A 17,206-nucleotide genomic window follows, 5' to 3' on the forward strand; every position below is an offset into this window, starting at 1 on the left:
GGCTTAACCCCGAATATCAGCGATAAATTGGCTTAACACGTTCTCTTTTTCGAGCGTGCGTTCGGCATATTCACGTGCCACCGTGTTGTCTTTGGGCAGCGCCAGCGCGCTGACGATGCCTTCTGCCAGCGCATCCACCGACTCTGGCTCTACGCAGACGGCGATGCCCGGCTCTTCAATACAGAGCTGTCCAAGTTCGGTGTCGGCCTCGGCGGTGATCACCGCGTTGCCGCCGACCGCCAGAATATTGGTGAGCTTGGAGGGCAGCACCGCGTCGGCCGCGCCGCGCTTCTGAATCACCAGATGGCAATCCGCCATCTTCAGCAGCGCCGGGAGCGCTTCATAAGGTTGCAGCGGGAAGAACTTCACGTTGGTCAGCCCCCGCTCTGCGACCATCTTCTCAAGGCGTGCTTTGCCACCGCCCTGACCGACAATCGCGAAAATCCACGGCTCGTTGGTGAACCGCGCCGCCACGTCAATGGCGCTCTCCAGCCCCTGTTTCTCCCCGATGTTGCCGGAATAGAGGATGATTTTTTTATCCGCCGGCAGGCCTAGCTGGCTGCGCAGCGCCTCAACCTCTTCGGCTTTCACCTCCCGGAACCGCGCCACTTCGGACCAGTTCGGGAAAAAGATCACGCGCTCCGGGGGAACCCCTTTTTCTTTGGCTTTGTTCATCATCGAGCGCGAAATGGTCGAGACGTTGTCGACGTTATGCAGACCGCTACGTTCAAAGCGGCTGGCGAGACGGGCGATTTTGCCCCCCTTGCCGCGGCCCGCCATGCCAAGGCCGAGCATGGCGTCCACTTCGTAATCCTGAATGTGCAACACGGTTTTGGCGCCGGAGAGCTTCGCCAGCAGGCGCATGCCCGGCGTGCAAAACAGGGTTGGCACAACGCCGATGATGCGATCCGGCTTCCAGCGACGCTGGGCCAGCAGCGGAAAGAACGAACTCGCCGCGAAGCTGCCGAGATGGATCAGGCGTTTTAGCGTAGAAGGCTGTTTCGGGACATAAAGCGGGCAGCGCCACACCGTGGCGGCGCCCTGCTCTTTGCGCCAGCGCCAGGCGGAGTAGTTCTCCCCCACTTTCCAGGCCGGGTAGTAAGGCGGTGCGGTAATCACCCGCACCTCATGGCCCTGACGGGCCATCCATTCCACCATCTCGCCGGTGTACTTACCGATACCGGTCAGCTCCGGCGAGTAGTTAATGCCGTAAACCAGGATTTTCATAAGCCCGGTACTCCGGCAAAACGTTCAGCCATGAAATAGGCGCGGCTGTTGTCGTGCACATCTTCACTGGCCACAATCGAGGCGGGCGACTGCCAGCGATAAGCTTCGTGCTGCTCTTTGGGCAGGTTGAGCTCATCCGCGTTTACGCGCAGGCGGAACCCCAGCACGATGTAGTGGGTGGTGAAGTCGGTCCCGGAGAAGTTGTCGTCATAGAAGTGCTGCCAGACGCCGTAAAACTCTCCCTCCGGCATCGTAAAGCGTTTGCCAAGCTCCGCCTGCGTCAGGCGTTCAAACGCCTGCGCCAGCGGCTCATCTTTCTGAACCCGACCGCCTGGCACGAACCAGAAGCCCTGCGCCGGACGATTGGTGCGATGACCGAGCAGGAACTCCCCCTGCTCGTTCTCGACAATCAGATCGATGGAGATAAGCGGCGTGGAGCGCACCACGGTGGCAAAATCTTCCTGACTTAAAAACATCCTTACCCCCGGAAACGATGCTGGTTTTCAAGGAACCACTGGTAAGTGCTGGCAAGGCCCGCCTCCAGTGAAATCTCGTGATACCAGCCCAGTGAGTGCAGACGAGTCACGTCGAGCAGCTTGCGCGGCGTACCGTCCGGTTTAGACGCGTCAAACACCACGCGGCCTTTGTAGCCCACCACTTTGGCGATGGTCTGCGCCAGCTCGCGGATAGTGCAATCCACGCCGGTGCCGACGTTGATGTGCGACAGCATCGGCTCGGTGTTCTCCTGCCACACCTCGCGATCCAGCTCCATCACGTGAATGCTGGCAGCGGCCATGTCATCCACATGCAGGAATTCACGCATCGGTGTACCGCTGCCCCACACCACCACGTCCGCGGCGTTTTCCTGGGTCGCTTCGTGGAAGCGGCGCAGCAGCGCCGGGATCACGTGCGAGTTGCTCGGGTGGAAGTTATCGTTCGGCCCGTACAGGTTGGTTGGCATCACCGAGCGGTAATCGCGGTTATGCTGGCGGTTGTAAGACTCGCACAGCTTAATGCCCGCGATTTTGGCGATGGCGTACGGCTCGTTGGTAGGCTCCAGCGTGCCCTGCAGCAGTTCGCTTTCCGCAATCGGCTGGTTCGCCAGTTTCGGATAGATACAGGACGATCCGAGGAACAACAGCTTGTTCACGTTGTTCAAATGAGCCGCGTGAATGATGTTGCTCTCAATCATCATATTTTCGTAGATGAAGTCCGCCGGGTAGGTGTTGTTGGCGACAATGCCGCCCACCTTCGCCGCCGCCAGGTAAACCTGATCCAGCGCGGCGTCCGCAAAGAACGCGTTTACCGCCGCGCTGTCCAGCAGGTTCAGCTCGTCACGCCCTTTGAGCACCAGCTCGACGTCGTCGCGCTGCTCAAGCTGGCGAACGATGGCCGACCCCACCATCCCGCGGTGGCCGGCCACAAAAATACGTTGCTTTTTCATGCTCAGGACTCCAGCGCGATGGCAACCTCGTAGCCGTGAGATTTCAGCAGCGAGTGTTTCTTCGCGGCTTCGAGATCTTTCGCGACCATTTCAGAGACCATTTCCTGCAGGGTGATTTCCGGTTTCCAGCCCAGTTTTTCGTGTGCTTTGGTCGGGTCGCCCAGCAGGGTTTCCACTTCAGCAGGACGGAAGTAACGCGGGTCAACCTGAACGATCACATCGCCCGGTTTCACGCCCGGTGCGTCATGGCCGGTCACGGAAACCACGATGCCTTTCTCTTCCACGCCTTTGCCTTCAAAGCGCAGTTTGATACCCAGCTGTGCGGCCGCCATTTCGACGAACTGACGTACGGAGTACTGCACACCGGTCGCGATAACGAAATCTTCCGGCTGTTCCTGCTGCAGCATCATCCACTGCATTTTCACGTAGTCTTTGGCATGGCCCCAGTCACGCAGGGAGTCCATGTTGCCCAGATGCAGGCAGGATTCCAGGCCCTGTGCGATGTTGGCGATAGCGCGGGTGATTTTGCGGGTCACGAAGGTTTCGCCGCGGCGCGGGGATTCGTGGTTGAACAGAATGCCGTTGCACGCGTACATGCCGTAGGATTCACGGTAGTTTACGGTGATCCAGTAAGCGTATAGTTTCGCGACCGCATACGGAGAGCGCGGGTAGAACGGGGTGGTTTCTTTCTGCGGGATTTCCTGCACCAGGCCATACAGCTCAGAGGTGGATGCCTGATAGAAACGGGTTTTCTTCTCCAGACCCAGGAAGCGGATGGCTTCCAGCAGGCGCAGGGTGCCCATGGCGTCCACGTCTGCGGTGTATTCCGGGGATTCGAAGGAGACCGCTACGTGGCTCATCGCGCCCAGGTTGTACACTTCGTCCGGCTGCACTTCCTGCAGGATACGGGTCAGGTTGGAGGTATCGGTCAGGTCGCCATAGTGCAGGTGGAATTTCGGGTTGCTGCTGTGCGGATCCTGGTAGATATGGTCAACGCGCTCGGTATTGAAGGAAGACGCGCGGCGTTTGATACCGTGGACTTCATAACCTTTCTCAAGCAGAAACTCAGCCAGATAGGAGCCATCTTGTCCGGTTACGCCGGTAATGAGAGCAACTTTACTCATAATTTGTTTTTCCTCTGTTTAAATCGGACTTTGCCTGGCTCACCAGGCCGTTTATTAATTCAGGGATCAGTGTCCTGCTCCCCTTTCCCAAACCCTCTCGGCTTGAGAGGGGAAATCGGTGTGGCGTGAAGGGTTACTCCCCTTCCACCCGGTCGCGAACGATCTGCGCCGGATTGCCACGACAAATCTTGTTCGGCGGCAGCGTCTTAAACACGCTGCTGCGCGCGCCGACCACCGTGCCTGCGCCGATAGTGACGCCCGGTGCGACAAACACATCTGTCGCAAGCCAGGCCTTTTCGCCAATCACAATCGGCTCGGCGGTAATATCAAAATGCTTACTCATGTAGTCGTGGCTGCCGGTGCACAGGTAGCATTTCTGCGACACCACGGCGTTGGCGCCGATGGTGATATCCCCGAGCGTGTACAGCACCGCGTCATCCCCGACCCAGGCGTAATCGCCAATGGTTAATTTCCACGGGTAGGTAATTTGCACCGAAGGGCGAATTACCACGCCTTTGCCAATTCGCGCGCCAAATAACCGTAATAAAAAAGCGCGCCAGCGATATAATATTTGCGGAGACCAGGCAAACAGCGTCGCCTGAACCGCCCACCACAGTTGAACCTTAATAGGGTGCCCACCCCGGAAGCCTTTCGGCACCGAGAATCCGCTTAAATCCTGCATATGCTTTCCTTATGGCAAGGCTTTATGCTTTGTTATACAGCGCCTTAGCTTTTCCGGTCGTACGCATGCGTAATAAATAAGAAAGTTCTGTTAATATTCCAGGAACCCGTAATATGTTGCGCTGAACTTTTTTAGCGTCCTGACATAATTCCAGATTATTCGAGGTTGACACGCCGCCCATTGAAAATTCTGATACCAGCCCTTTCAGCTTTTTAAAGCCGTAGCCTGATTTATACATTTTGGCGGTTAACGCGTAATCGGATGAGACTTTATATTGCAGATCGTAGGGGTACTTTTTAAGCCCGGAAACCGGGAAGAAAATGGCCTGATGGCTGGCCGGCAGGCTGTGGTAAATATACCAGCCGCTTTTCGCGCTGCGGCGAATTTTATTGCCATCGCCGAAATCAAGCAGCGCGTCGCCAATATACATGGCGTTTTCATTTGCCGGTGCGGCAGCCAGCTGGCGCGCCACGTCAGCGACGGACGGGTGAAATACATCGCCGGAATTCAGAAAAATCGCAAAGCGGCCGCGGGCCATTTCAATGCCTTTATTCATTGCATCATAAATGCCGTTGTCTTTTTCGCTGACAAAGCGCAGGTTGTACTGACCGTTGAGATCTTCCAGGAACTGCGCGGTGCCGTCGTTAGAGCCGCCGTCCACGACAATCCATTCAAACTCGATCTCACGAGCCTGCGCCAGGTGGGCCAGGGACTGCCAGGTCTTCACCACCCCTTCGTAATTGCGCCAGGCGACAGTAATTACACTTAAAAGCATCCGGGCCTACCTCATCAGGAATCTGTAATGTTTAACGCTTTACGCAGAATAAACGGACAAACAATTAAGAACGCATATTCCGGGCTAAAAATCGAACCGGTAAAAAACAGGGATACAGGTGTAAATAACCACAGCTGTACACGAAAATTCTGATTATTACCAAATGCGTTAATCATCATTTTCCCGACCCTGAACATATACCAGCCGGTGAGTAACACTGCGAACCATGAAAAATAAATGATTAGCAGGTAGAGCCCATTGTCTATTGTTTTTCCGACGTCCGCACCGTTAAAAATTCCGAATGATGCGACATATTCGTAAAGCGAACCAAAACGCACTACACCATCGATATTCGTCAGCGAATATCCCACCATCACCAGCGGTCCGATGATGCGATAATAGGATGACGTACCCTCTGTGCCTAAATCACCGATACGCTCCGCGATATACGGGAAGGCGAACACCACGCCCACGATAAAGACAGCCAGGGAAATAATTGCCAGCGGCAACTTTTTACGAATCGCGTTTTTATTAAGATACTGAAACGCCCACTCAAGCAAATAAAACAGGATAAATGTCATCACGCCCGAAAACGAACCCGATAAGACTATCCCTAAAAGAATCATACCATCGGTTTTTGGGGTTTTGATACCAAACTGTTTGATGCTGAGCCAAATTGAGATTAATGCCAGAGCGAAGAACGCTGGCTCGAAATACATCGCCGTGGTGCGCTTGCCGCCAAACTTAATGAAATTGAGTACATAGCTGTTGCTGTAGATGAGGAACTTCGAGATGTTCTCCATCAGACTGCTGCCGCCGGTCAGGATAATCTGTGCCATTTCCAGCGCCGCCAGCGTGACGATAAAGCCCACCACCAGGTAAAACAGCCGCAGAATCTTGCGGTAGTTACGCGGCGAGATGGTCTTGAAGCGAATGCTCCATGTCATCCCGATGATGATAACGATGTAGAGAAACAGCATCGTCGAGGTGACATATTTACTGGCGTCGAGCGACTTACCAAACACGTAGTTAAAGAGCGTCAGGCCAACGCCGATCCCGAGCGCGATCATCAGCTTCTTCAGGTTGATTTTGTCGACGAACAGCAGCAGCAGCACCGGCAAAAACGTCACAATCGTAATCGGGAAACTCTCGCCGAGCTGCGCCAGTTTGACGTTCACCACCAGATAGATGAACGGCAGCAGCAGATAGCTACAGATTCTGATAGAACGAGACATATTCCTCCAGCATCTGTTGGCCGCTGTACGCTTCCCGGCTACGCGCCCGGAAGGCCTCAAGCGTCGTGCCGAAAACCGCTTCGGCGATCTGCGCTTTACCGCGCTGCGCCAGCTGCAACGCTTCACTTTCATCGACCGTTTTACCGCCCGATTTATTGAGCACTTCCTGCGCCGCCTCGCTGTGCGTGGCGATGACCGGCACGCCGATGGAGAGCGCTTCGCACAAAATCAGCGGGTAGTTATCAACGCGCGACGTAAAGAGCAGCGCGTCCATCTGATTCAGCTCGTTCATCAGCTTGCGTTTGTCGGTCAGAAAGCCGTGGTTTACCACGTTGGCGCCTTCAAACGGCGAGAACTTGCCGAAGGTGTGGACTTCCACTTTATCGCCAAGCGCCACCAGATCGCGCACCAGGCGCTGATTGGTTTTGCCGTCGTAACGCAGATCGTGCGCCACCACCGCGATTTTCGGCGCGCCGGTGCCCGGCGGCATCAGCGGCAGTTCGGCGAGAATGGCTTCTGTCGCCACATCGATGCCGTTATTGATAATTTTGCAGCGCCCTGCCCCGTAGAGGCTGTTAAAGGCGTCGGCCACGTGCTGGCTTGGCGAAATAAAGTGGCAGCCGAGCGCCAGCATGTCGCGAAAACGCTGGCGTTTGTTATCGACCAGGCTGTGCGCGCGGTCGATTTTCACCGGCGGATAGTTATCAAGCGTCGGGCACTTCTGGCAGCCGGTTTTCCAGCCTTCGCACCCGTCGAGAAACGCGCAGCGGCCAGTCACGCTCCAGTGATCGTGCAGCGTCCAGACGAAAGTAACATCGCGCTTATGCGCTTTCAGCTTCTGGCAGAACGCCACGACCTTATCGAGATTCAGCCAGTAGCTGTGTAATACATGAAAGTGCAGCACCACCGGCCCGTCGGTGCGGGTAATGCGGCGATAAAGGCTGTCGAGCGAGCCAAAAAGATCCTGGTTGACGAAACGGAACAGCGCGATATTGGCAATGGACGTCAGGCGCGGCGTATGTTTTTCCACTTCCGGGAAATTGTCGTGACTGACGCTCTTTTTGCCGCCCTTGCCGTAGCCGTAAATAAAACGGGAGCGCATCCCTTTTTGCAGGGCGCGCTGGTGAAGATCCAGCGCCACGCCTGCCGCGCCGCCTTCTGCGAGGCGGACATTAAATTGTAATATGTTCATTTAATTACCTTCACCCGCGCTTTTTCGCCGACCACCAGCGCATTGTCCGGCACGCTGTCCAGCACCACGCTGCCTGCGCCTATCGTGACGTTATTGCCGATGGTGATATCGCCAATGATCACCACGTTCGCCCCAAGCTCCACGCCGTTACCGATAACCGGGCAGGCGAGATTGTCCGCGCCGCGGTTGCCGATGGTGACGCCGTGACGAATGGTGAAATCATCGCCCGCCACCACGTTTTTATTGATAACGACGGCGTAGCCGTGGTGAATAGTGAAGCGGCGGCCAATGGTGGCGGCGGCCTGAATTTCATACCCGAAGAGACATTCGGTAAAAAAGCGGTAGAGCAGCAGCACGGGCGCTGCCCACAGGTTGTTAAGCACATTTTTTTTGCGCCACACCGAGCAGAAGTGCGCGATGCGATAGGCGACCACCATGCAGCAGGGGCGCAGGTTCCATGAATTCGCGCGCAGATCCTCAAGCAGCATTATTTCCCCCGCAGGCTGTCAGCCAGACGTTTGGTATTACGCACCGACAAAAGCGTCAGCAGCGTGCGCCAGTTCATGCGTTTATTACGGATCTGATAGAGCGTAAAGAGCTGATACTTTTTGCTGGCGCGGTCGAATTTATCTTTATGTTTGCGGTAGAAGTGGAAATACCCGGCAAACTTTTTCGCCGATTTGGTTATCTGCATTTCGCCGTGGTTGATATGCAGAATTTGCGTCGCCTCTTCCACTTTCCACGGCTCGCCGTAGGTCACGACCATACGCAGAAACATGTCGTAGTCCTGCGCGGCGGCGAGCTCGTTATCAAACAGCGACTCTTTGAAACGCCACGCCCAGGTGAACACCTGGTTGCCGACGATGTTGCGCTTAAAGAACAGCTTCAGCGACCACGGCGATTTCGGGTAGAGCGGCAGGCTGGTCGGCTGAGAGTAGACCTGGCCTTCGCACAGATAGTCGTTGGCGTAGAGAAACGCGTGCTGATTGAGCTTCTCTTTATGCGCCAGGAAAACCGACAGACGGTTCGGCATCCATTCGTCGTCATCGTCGATGCCGGTAATGAAATCGCCCTTCGCCTGCAAAATGGCCTGGTTGCGCACCGCGCACGCGCCGGAGTTAAAGTCGTTACGCGTGTAGCTGACGCGCGGATCGTTAAGCGCCAGAACAAAGTTTTGCAGCTGCTCCCAGTTGCTGGAACAGTCATCGACAATGATAAGTTCCCAGTTGTCGTAGTCCTGGCGCAGCACGGAATTGATCGCCCGGATAGCCAGTTGCTGGCGATTCCACGTCGGCATGTAAACAGAGACTAAGGGGCGCGCGGTGCTGGTCATTGTGGTTTCTCCGAATGCTTAATGGATGTTATGCACGTTGCCGCAAGGGCGAAGCCGCGTCAGGCTGCGCCGTGTTCGTTGCCCTCACCCCCGCCCTCCTCCGCTTTTAAGAGGAAGAAAATAAGCCTGCCGTTTGGGGTTGCTTACCCTCCCACAGGAAGCGGGAGGGCGGGGTGAGGAGGGACGCCGCTACTTGTGGTCCGATTTGTACTCGTACTCGTAGTAGCCGTAGTCCTGATAGCCGGAAGCGCGACGGAAGATGGAGTTGAGAATCACCCCCTTCACCTGGATGCCGTTCTGTTCGAAGCGGCTCAGGCTGGTCTGCACTTCTTTCAGGGTGTTCACCGCATAGCGCGCGACCATCAGCGTGGTGCCTGCGTGGCGGCCTACCACGGCGGCATCGGTCACGGCCAGAATCGGCGGCGTATCGATAAGCACCATGTCGTAGTTGGCGCTCGCCCATTTCACGAGCTCCGCAAAACGTTCGCTCATCAGCAGTTCCGACGGGTTCGGCGGCACCTGACCACGCGGCACGAGATCGAAGCCCGGCACAGAGGTTTTCTGCGCGCAGCGGCTGATATCGCCCTGGCCTGCCAGTACATCAGAAAGCCCGTTCACATTGGTGGTGCCGAGCAGCTCATGGGTGTAGCCCTTACGCATATCGCAGTCGATAAGCAACACGCGCTTGTGCGTCTGGCTGATGACCGCCGCCAGGTTGGCGCAGACAAACGTTTTACCGATTGACGGGCTCACACCGGTCAGCATCAGCACATTGTTTGGTGCCTGCATCATGGCGAAGTGCAGACTGGTGCGCAGGCTGCGAATCGCCTCGATGGCGAGGTCGGTCGGGTTACCCACCGCCAGCAGCTGACTCTGTTTAAAGCGTTTCACGCCTTTAACGGTTTTCACGCTGTCGCGCGATTTCTGCCACTCAGAAAGCGGGATGCTGGCGTACACGTTGATACCGGCTTCTTCCAGCGCCAGCGGGCTTTCGATACCGCGATTAAACAGCGAGCGCAGCAGCACAATCACGATGGAGAGCAGCAGGCCGAGAATAATGCTGCCAAGCACGATCAGCGCTTTCTTCGGCTTCACCACGCCCGGTTGCGTAATCGCCGGGTCGACGATGCGCACATCGCCCACGGTGCTCGCCTCGGTGATTTTCAGCTCCTGCTGTTTGTTCAGCAGTTGCATATACACCTGCTGGCCCGATTCCACATCACGGGTCAGACGCACGATTTCCTGCTGGGTTTTCGGCATCGCGGTGACGCGGTTATTCAGCTTCGCTTTTTCATCTTCCAGCGCTTTACGTTTTTCGAGCAGCGTACGGTACGCCGGGTGCGCTTTGGTGTAGAGCTTGGAGATTTCCGCCTCTTTGAACGTCAGCTCATTAAGCTGGGCGTCAATGTTCACCATAGAATCCAGCACCGCTTTGGCCTCCAGCGGCAGGTCTACCGAATCCTGCTGCTGGCGATACGCGTTGAGCTTGTTCTCAGCGACGTCCAGATTCGCGCGCACTTCCGGAAGCTGTTTGGCAAGGAACGCCAGGCTTTTGGCCGCTTCTTCCGATTTACGCTCGATATTCTGCTCAAGGTAGTTGCGGGTGATGCTGTTGAGAATATCGCGGATCTGATCGCGATCTTCGCCCATATAAGTGAGGCTCAGCACGCCGGTGTCTTTCCCCGTTTCGGTGACCGTCAGGTTGTTTTGCAACTGATTGATCATGCCGAGCGTGGAGTATTTGGTGACGGTAAACTCGCTGCCTTCCTGCGCGTGGATCTCGCTCACCACCATTTTCACGCCGTCTTTGCTCAGCGGTTTGCCCACTTCACCGCGGGCGCTAAAGCCGCCGCTGCTGGTGAGCTGATACTGTTTCGGGCCAGTCACCTCGACCGTGAACTCATCATTCGCCATGCCTTTTGGCAGGTCGAACGTGGTCACTTTGAGCGTCTCGTCGGCGCGTCCCATCAGACGCTCCCAGCCTGCGCCAAACAGCGGGAAGGTCTTTTTCTGAACGGCGATATCGAGATCAAGATCGTCCACGGTTTTGCCGAGCACCAGACGGGACTGGATCAGCTGAATTTCCGCATCCGATGCGGGCGGTTTGTTTTGCAGCGCCGTGCTGATGTCCTGCACCAGCGAGTTGCCCTGATTCTGCTCTATCTGCACCAGCGCGTCGGCGCTGTAGATGGGAGTGGCGAACATGACATAAATCAGCGCGCCCAGCGCAAACAGCGCCGTAATGCCAAGCACCCACCAGCGTGCCTCCACTACGGTGCCGACCAGGCGTCCGATATCTATCTCGTCACCGCCCTCCACCGGGGCGGCAGAATGTCTCACTTTTTCAGTCATCGTTATCCCTGCTGCGTTTTCAGTGCCTGCGCCCACTGGCGGGCAGAGTGATCCAGAAGTCCGTAAACCGCTTCAAAGGCGTCCCGGCTCTTACGATACGGGTCGGGAATATCGCGCTGGTCGTCCCAGTGACCGAACAGCATCACTTTGCCGCGCATCTCCGGCGCCATTTCGCAAATCGAGGCGACATGGCGCTTTTCCATCGCGAGGATTAAGTCATAGTCGCGGCACATGGCGCTGGTTATCTGGCGGGCCTCATGGCCCTCCAGAGAGAGGTCATGTGCGGCCGCCACGCTGACTGCGCTGGCATCCGCGCCCTTCCCGACCAGCGCGCCAAGCCCCGCGGACGCGACCGTCACGTCCGGCAGGTAGCGCTTAAGCAGCCGCTCCGCCGTGGGGGAACGGCAGATGTTCCCCACGCAAACCACAAGTATTTTGTTGAACATAGGCATTACCACTTGTGAATGTCGTTAGCTGTATCCGTCATATAACGGACGCCACTGATGGTCGGCAGCAGCTGGTTGATAAGGCGGTTCCAGCGCGCCACCGGTGCGGTGGTGACATAGACCACGTCATACGGTTGCAGACGGAATTCCGTCGCCATAATGAGCGACGTCGCGTCAGACATATCAAGCTGGTAGATGTTGGCAATCTTGCCGCCGCGCTGGTTGTCGCCGCGCAGAGGACGGATAACGAAGATGCCGCTCGCGTTAGACGTTGTCAGATCGATGCCTTCGGCCTGGCCGAGCGCTTCGGTCAGCGTCATGCCGCTGAAGTCCATTTTGAGCGTGCTCTGTTTCTTCACTTCGCCCATCACGAAGACTTTCAGATCGTCGTTACGTGGGACGAATAAGATGTCGCCCGGATAGAGCAGATGGTTCTGGCTCAAATCGCCGTTCTGCATCAGCGCCTGCAGGGAGATGCGGCGCTCCTGGCCATTATGGGTCAGCACGACGTTGCGCCAGTCGGCGGCATCCGTCAGGCCGCCCGCGGCGTTGATGGCGTCCAGCACGGTCAGCGGCACGTTGGTAATGGCCTGCTGGCCCGATTTCGCCACCTGGCCTGAGATATAGGCTTTCTGCGAGCGGAATGCGGCGATATTAACGTCCACCTGCGGGTCAGCGATGTACTGCGCTAAACGGCCGGTAATATCGCTGCGGATTTCAGCGAGCGTTTTGCCTGCCACGTGGACTTTACCAATGTAGGGATAGAACATGGTGCCGTCCGGCTGGACCCAGTTACCCGTGTCGCTGGAGCTACGGTACTGGCCCGCAGGCGTGGTGAGTTCCGGGTGATCCCAGACGGTGACGTTCAGTACGTCGCCCGGCCCTACGCGATACTGGTAGTTGGCAATCTCCTGGTCGAGAGACATATTCGGCTGGGCCACATTCGGACGAGGACGTAATTGTTCTACCAGTCGCGGCGTTAGCGGATATACGTTCACCATCCGGTCAAGATCAAAGTCTGCATCCTGTTGCTTGATCACGTCCTTTCCCATCGTTGACATATTGCTGCCGGGAAAAACAGTGCAACCGCTCATCAAGGTTACAGACACCAATAAAGGCATCAATTTCAGTCTGGATTTCATCATTGAATTTTTATCACTTTGGCAGAGTAATTATTCTGACCCTTTAAATAAGCCACCGTACCGCTTGTTCCTGCATCAAGAATGCGGCGTCAGGCGCCAGAATATAACTGGAATCATTCCTAAAAGTCGCTTATTTACCCATATACTATTGACAGAATAATTGAGGCTAATTGACAGACTTCAGGCACGCTACCGCCCTTGGCTTTCAGTTACCAATCTACTGCAAAAACAGACGGTTATATTGACACACCCCTGTGAAGCCTCTTCCAATTGGATTTATCTTATTGAAAGAGACGGTTCATTACGCTGGCGCACTGCTCATCCAGAACGCACAAAGATAAATCCTTGTGTGCCGGTGGGAATAAGAAATGCTGAATGGATTGTTGCAGCTAAAGTTTTACCAGGCAAGTTAACGCACCGTTGCAGTGCTGTTTTTAAGAATAATATGAACGCCCCATTTTATTACTTTTAGGATTTTCTTCATGTTGACAGGCAGGGGCGGTTAAACTACGCAGACATTATAATTAAGAAATATCCGGGTAATATTATTATTTCATTCTTTTTCATTATGACCAGAATATGGCATCTGGCTATTAATTAGCATTTATTTGCCATTTTTGGTTAATTTCCCGCCACACCACATCGTTAAGATAATTCTGCCTCGCGTTGCATTTTAAGCGCGACTTATCCAGGATCATCAGACTGCTATTTATCTTAAAAGGTAACTGACCTCATATGGAATGGATTGCCGACCCCTCTATCTGGGCAGGTCTGGCCACGCTGATTGTGCTGGAGCTGGTGCTCGGAATCGACAACCTGGTGTTTATCGCCATCCTTGCTGAAAAACTGCCCCCCGCCCAGCGCGACCGCGCGCGCGTCACCGGCCTGATACTGGCGATGATAATGCGACTCGGCCTGCTGGCCTCGGTGTCGTGGCTGGTGACGCTTACTACGCCGCTGCTGACAATAAAAAGCTTCAGCTTCAGCGCCCGCGATTTAATTATGCTGCTGGGCGGCCTGTTCCTGCTGTTTAAGGCGACCGTCGAACTCAACGAGCGGCTTGAAGGCAAAGATACCGAAAACCCGACGCAGCGGCGCGGCGCCCGTTTCTGGGCGGTGGTGGCGCAAATTGTCATCCTTGATGCCGTATTCTCGCTCGATTCGGTGATTACCGCCGTCGGCATGGTGGATCACCTGGCGGTGATGATGGCGGCGGTGATTATCGCCGTCTCCCTGATGCTGCTGGCGAGCAAGGCGCTGACGCGCTTTGTGAACAATCACCCAACGATTGTGATTCTCTGTCTCAGCTTCCTGCTGATGATTGGCTTTAGCCTGATAGCCGACGGCTTCGGCTTTCATATTCCGAAAGGCTATCTCTACGCGGCGATTGGCTTTTCCATCATTATTGAAGCGCTCAACCAGCTGGCGATTTTCAACCGCCGTCGTTTTCTCTCCACCGCCAACCAGACGCTGCGCCAGCGCACCACGGAAGCGGTGATGCGCCTTATCAGCGGCAAGAAAGAAGACGCCGATCTCGACCCGCAGACGGCGTCACTGATTGCCGATTACGACAACCATCCGCTGTTCAACCGTCAGGAACAGCTGATGATTGAGCGCGTACTGAACCTTAACCAGCGTACCGTCAGCAGTATTATGACCTCCCGTCATGACGTCGAGCATATCGACATCAACGCCCCCGAGGCGCAGGTGCGCGCGCTGCTGGAGCGTAATCAGCACACCCGCGTGGTGATCCGCAGCGACGAGGATGAAGACGATCTGCTTGGCGTGGTGCACATCATCGACCTGCTGCAACAGTCGCTGCGCGGCGAGCCGCTGGATCTGCGCGTGCTGGTGCGCCAGCCGCTGGTCTTCCCGGAAGGGCTGCCGCTTTTAAAAGCACTGGAGCAGTTCCGCAACGCCCGTACTCACTTCGCCTTTGTGGTCGATGAATTTGGCTCGGTGGAAGGCGTGGTGACGTTAAGCGACGTAATGGAAACTATCGCCGGTAATCTGCCGAACGAAGTGGAAGAGATTGACGCGCGCCACGACATCCAGAAAAACGCCGACGGCAGCTGGACGGCCAACGGCCATATGCCGCTGGAGGATCTGGTTCAGTATGTGCCGCTGCCGCTGGATGAGAAGCGCGAATACCATACGCTCGCGGGGCTGATGATGGAGTATCTGCAACACATTCCGGGCGTGGGCGAGACGCTTCAGGTGGGACATTACCAGTTAAAAACACTGGAAGTGGAACATCACCGCATCCAGAAGGTGCAGATAACCTCGCAGACCGCACCGCAGGAACTGTCGCCCGGCGCGGCGTAACGCCATAAAAAAAGCGGCCATCAGAGCCGCTTTTTTGTGTGAGTTATTGTGTGATAGCTCTTAGAGCTTATCGAGCAGTTTTTTCACATCCTTCGCGTCACTGCTGTCTTTGTGACGCTCGCTCCAGTCACTCAGACGGCGCTTCGCTTCATCCTGCAGATGTTTACGCAGTAACTGGTCAACCTGAAGATTGTAGTTAAGCGCGTTCCACGGGCCGTAAACCCGCAGCGGCACCGGCGTGGTTTTCAGCCACTGCACCAGTTTGTCGTCGCCTTTCCAGCCGTCCGTCACCTGAACCTTAAAGCGTGTGTCGCACTGTTCACGCACCAGATCGAGCGTGCCCTCGCCGCTTAAGGCCAGCAGCGACGATTGCCCCAGCATCTCATCAAGCGTGAGTTCGCCGTGATCCAGCGTCGCGTGCGTGGTGAAGCTGTCGAGCGTGGTGGCGTTGTCGAAATCTTCACGTGCGCTCACGCCGCCGCCGCTGCGCTCCACCGCCTGCTGGATGAGCTGCTGGAAGTTTAGCCCTTCCATGCGGCTGCCCTTGAGCGCGAGCGTCGCCTCGCCTTCCCAGTTTTCACGAAACGCCTGGGCGTCGATGCGGTCGCCCTGAAACTTACCGTCAACGCTCATTTTACCGGTCAGCGCGATAGGATAGTTAAAGGCGTGCAGGATATCGCCCACCTCAATCTCTTTCGCGTTAACCGTAAAACGCGCTTGCGGCACATCGTCACGCGCATCCAGCGTTCCCGGCAGCGACAGCTCGCCCGTGCCAAGCTTACCGCTGAGCGCAGAGAGCGTCAGCAGCCCCGCCTGGTTGCGCATCTGCGCGTTCACGTCGCTGAAGGTCAGCCCGCGCCAGCGTACGCTGTCGGCTTTAATCGTGGCGCTGGCGTTGAAACCGCGCAGCCCCGTATAAGGCGCCTCTTCCACTTCATTGGCAATCACCGGGCGCGGGCGCGCACTCTGCTGGCCCTGCTGGGCGACGGCGGTGGTCGTGGCGGCGTCCGGCGCAAGCAGTTTTTCCAGATCGAGCGCGCTGAAATGCAAATCGAGATCCCAGCCCGGCGTGTCGCCAAGCGTCACGCTCCCCTGCCCGGCGAGCTGGCTGTCGTTAGCTTTAAGGTTGAGCGCGCTGAATTCCAGCCGTTTGTCACCCTCAAGCCAGCGGGCCTGGAGCGTGCCGTTGCCCACAATGCCATCGCGCGGCAGATCCGCGCCGCGCAGTTCCCAGGAGAGCTGAGAAACGGTGGCGCTCAGCGTCTGCGGATAGTCGGCTGCATTGAGCGCAGCGCTCAAGGAGAGCGTTAAATCGCGCTGGTCGCGGCTCACTTTGCCGCTCAGCTCAAGCTGCGCGTCGTGATGCTCGTTCTGCTCCATTTGCAGATTGATGCTGCGAACGGTGATCTGCTCATCATCTTTATGCTGGAACACCAGCACGCTGTCCGCGACTTTAAGACGGGCGATATCAAACGACCAGCCGTGGGAATCTTCCACCGGCGGCGCGCTGTTTTTCGGCCCGACTGGCGCGCCGGGTTCATGCCGCGCTTCGCTCTGGGGCGTGAGCTGAACCACCGCGCCTTTCAGCATGACCTGACGTACCGAAAGCTGATGCGAGAGCAGCGGAAACAGCGCTACGTCGAGGCGCATGTTATCGGCGCTGACCAGCGGCTGGCTGGCCCCCGGCGCGGTGAGACTCATCCGGCCTGAGAGAATGCTGAGCTGCGGCCAGACGTGCCAGCGCAGCGGGCCGTCCAGCCTGAGCTGATAGCCGCTGCGCCGTTCCACCTGGCTTATCATGTAACTGCGAAAATCGTTGGGATTTACCAGCATCACCAGCGCGGAGAGACCGGCGAAAAACACCACCAGTAAGATCATCAGCGTGGTCAGAACTCGTCTCATGGCATCCTCTGCAGACCGGCCCGCGGG

Annotated in this window: 15 protein-coding genes; 1 reads left to right on the forward strand and 14 read right to left on the reverse strand. The window is 56.4% G+C overall.

Annotation, left to right across the window (positions count from 1 at the left end; all coding sequences use genetic code 11):
* Positions 1-3 precede the first annotated feature (3 nt).
* From wcaI to ACUW6V_RS03905, 13 genes are all read right to left on the reverse strand, one after another.
* Positions 4-1,227 carry a colanic acid biosynthesis fucosyltransferase WcaI gene (gene wcaI, locus ACUW6V_RS03845; protein ID WP_063264571.1) on the reverse strand — a complete coding sequence of 408 codons (1,224 nt, stop codon included), beginning with the start codon at positions 1,225-1,227 and terminating at the stop codon, positions 4-6.
* Positions 1,224-1,703: a GDP-mannose mannosyl hydrolase gene (locus ACUW6V_RS03850; protein ID WP_004386770.1), complete on the reverse strand. Its 480-nt coding sequence runs from the start codon at positions 1,701-1,703 to the stop codon at positions 1,224-1,226. Before ACUW6V_RS03850 ends, wcaI begins: the two co-directional genes overlap by 4 nt.
* 2 nt (positions 1,704-1,705) lie before the next feature.
* Positions 1,706-2,671, reverse strand: coding sequence for a GDP-L-fucose synthase (gene fcl, locus ACUW6V_RS03855; RefSeq protein WP_004386769.1), 966 nt, complete (start codon positions 2,669-2,671; stop codon positions 1,706-1,708).
* A 2-nt stretch (positions 2,672-2,673) separates the two neighbouring features.
* Positions 2,674-3,795 carry a GDP-mannose 4,6-dehydratase gene (gene gmd, locus ACUW6V_RS03860; protein WP_004386768.1) on the reverse strand — a complete coding sequence of 374 codons (1,122 nt, stop codon included), beginning with the start codon at positions 3,793-3,795 and terminating at the stop codon, positions 2,674-2,676.
* Positions 3,796-3,928: 133 nt separating this feature from the next.
* Positions 3,929-4,477 carry a colanic acid biosynthesis acetyltransferase WcaF gene (gene wcaF / locus ACUW6V_RS03865; protein ID WP_004386767.1) on the reverse strand — a complete coding sequence of 183 codons (549 nt, stop codon included), beginning with the start codon at positions 4,475-4,477 and terminating at the stop codon, positions 3,929-3,931.
* 22 nt (positions 4,478-4,499) lie between these two features.
* Positions 4,500-5,252 (reverse strand): colanic acid biosynthesis glycosyltransferase WcaE, encoded by a 753-nt coding sequence (gene wcaE, locus ACUW6V_RS03870; protein WP_054624234.1) that lies wholly within the window; start codon positions 5,250-5,252, stop codon positions 4,500-4,502.
* A 14-nt stretch (positions 5,253-5,266) separates the two neighbouring features.
* The gene (gene wcaD, locus ACUW6V_RS03875) at positions 5,267-6,487 is read right to left on the reverse strand and encodes a colanic acid polymerase WcaD (RefSeq protein ID WP_454038017.1); all 1,221 of its coding nucleotides are present in this window, start codon (positions 6,485-6,487) and stop codon (positions 5,267-5,269) included.
* Positions 6,462-7,679, reverse strand: coding sequence for a colanic acid biosynthesis glycosyltransferase WcaC (gene wcaC / locus ACUW6V_RS03880; RefSeq protein ID WP_007902942.1), 1,218 nt, complete (start codon positions 7,677-7,679; stop codon positions 6,462-6,464). The genes wcaD and wcaC overlap by 26 nt, the downstream gene beginning before the upstream one ends.
* Entirely contained in the window at positions 7,676-8,164 is a 489-nt protein-coding gene (wcaB, locus tag ACUW6V_RS03885) for a colanic acid biosynthesis acetyltransferase WcaB (protein WP_105547429.1), read from the reverse strand. Before wcaB ends, wcaC begins: the two co-directional genes overlap by 4 nt.
* 2 nt (positions 8,165-8,166) lie before the next feature.
* A complete protein-coding gene (wcaA, locus tag ACUW6V_RS03890; RefSeq protein WP_007869223.1) occupies positions 8,167-9,012 on the reverse strand; it encodes a colanic acid biosynthesis glycosyltransferase WcaA in 846 nt (281 codons plus the stop codon).
* Positions 9,013-9,201: 189 nt separating this feature from the next.
* The gene (wzc, locus tag ACUW6V_RS03895) at positions 9,202-11,364 is read right to left on the reverse strand and encodes a tyrosine-protein kinase Wzc (protein ID WP_054624231.1); all 2,163 of its coding nucleotides are present in this window, start codon (positions 11,362-11,364) and stop codon (positions 9,202-9,204) included.
* A gap of 2 nt (positions 11,365-11,366) precedes the next feature.
* Complete coding sequence (wzb, locus tag ACUW6V_RS03900; RefSeq protein WP_004386760.1) at positions 11,367-11,810, reverse strand: low molecular weight protein-tyrosine-phosphatase Wzb; 444 nt, start codon at positions 11,808-11,810, stop codon at positions 11,367-11,369.
* Positions 11,811-11,815: 5 nt separating this feature from the next.
* Complete coding sequence (locus ACUW6V_RS03905; RefSeq protein ID WP_004386759.1) at positions 11,816-12,955, reverse strand: polysaccharide export protein; 1,140 nt, start codon at positions 12,953-12,955, stop codon at positions 11,816-11,818.
* Between the two features lie 732 nt (positions 12,956-13,687).
* On the opposite strand from ACUW6V_RS03905, the gene ACUW6V_RS03910 reads away from it, so the two are divergent.
* Positions 13,688-15,277: a TerC family protein gene (locus tag ACUW6V_RS03910; protein ID WP_046377192.1), complete on the forward strand. Its 1,590-nt coding sequence runs from the start codon at positions 13,688-13,690 to the stop codon at positions 15,275-15,277.
* A 60-nt stretch (positions 15,278-15,337) separates the two neighbouring features.
* Here ACUW6V_RS03910 and asmA read toward each other — a convergent pair whose 3' ends face one another.
* Positions 15,338-17,179 carry an outer membrane assembly protein AsmA gene (gene asmA / locus ACUW6V_RS03915; RefSeq protein ID WP_454038018.1) on the reverse strand — a complete coding sequence of 614 codons (1,842 nt, stop codon included), beginning with the start codon at positions 17,177-17,179 and terminating at the stop codon, positions 15,338-15,340.
* Positions 17,180-17,206: the final 27 nt, after the last annotated feature.

The sequence above is a fragment of the Cronobacter sp. 153480017-3 genome (assembly GCF_053627815.1).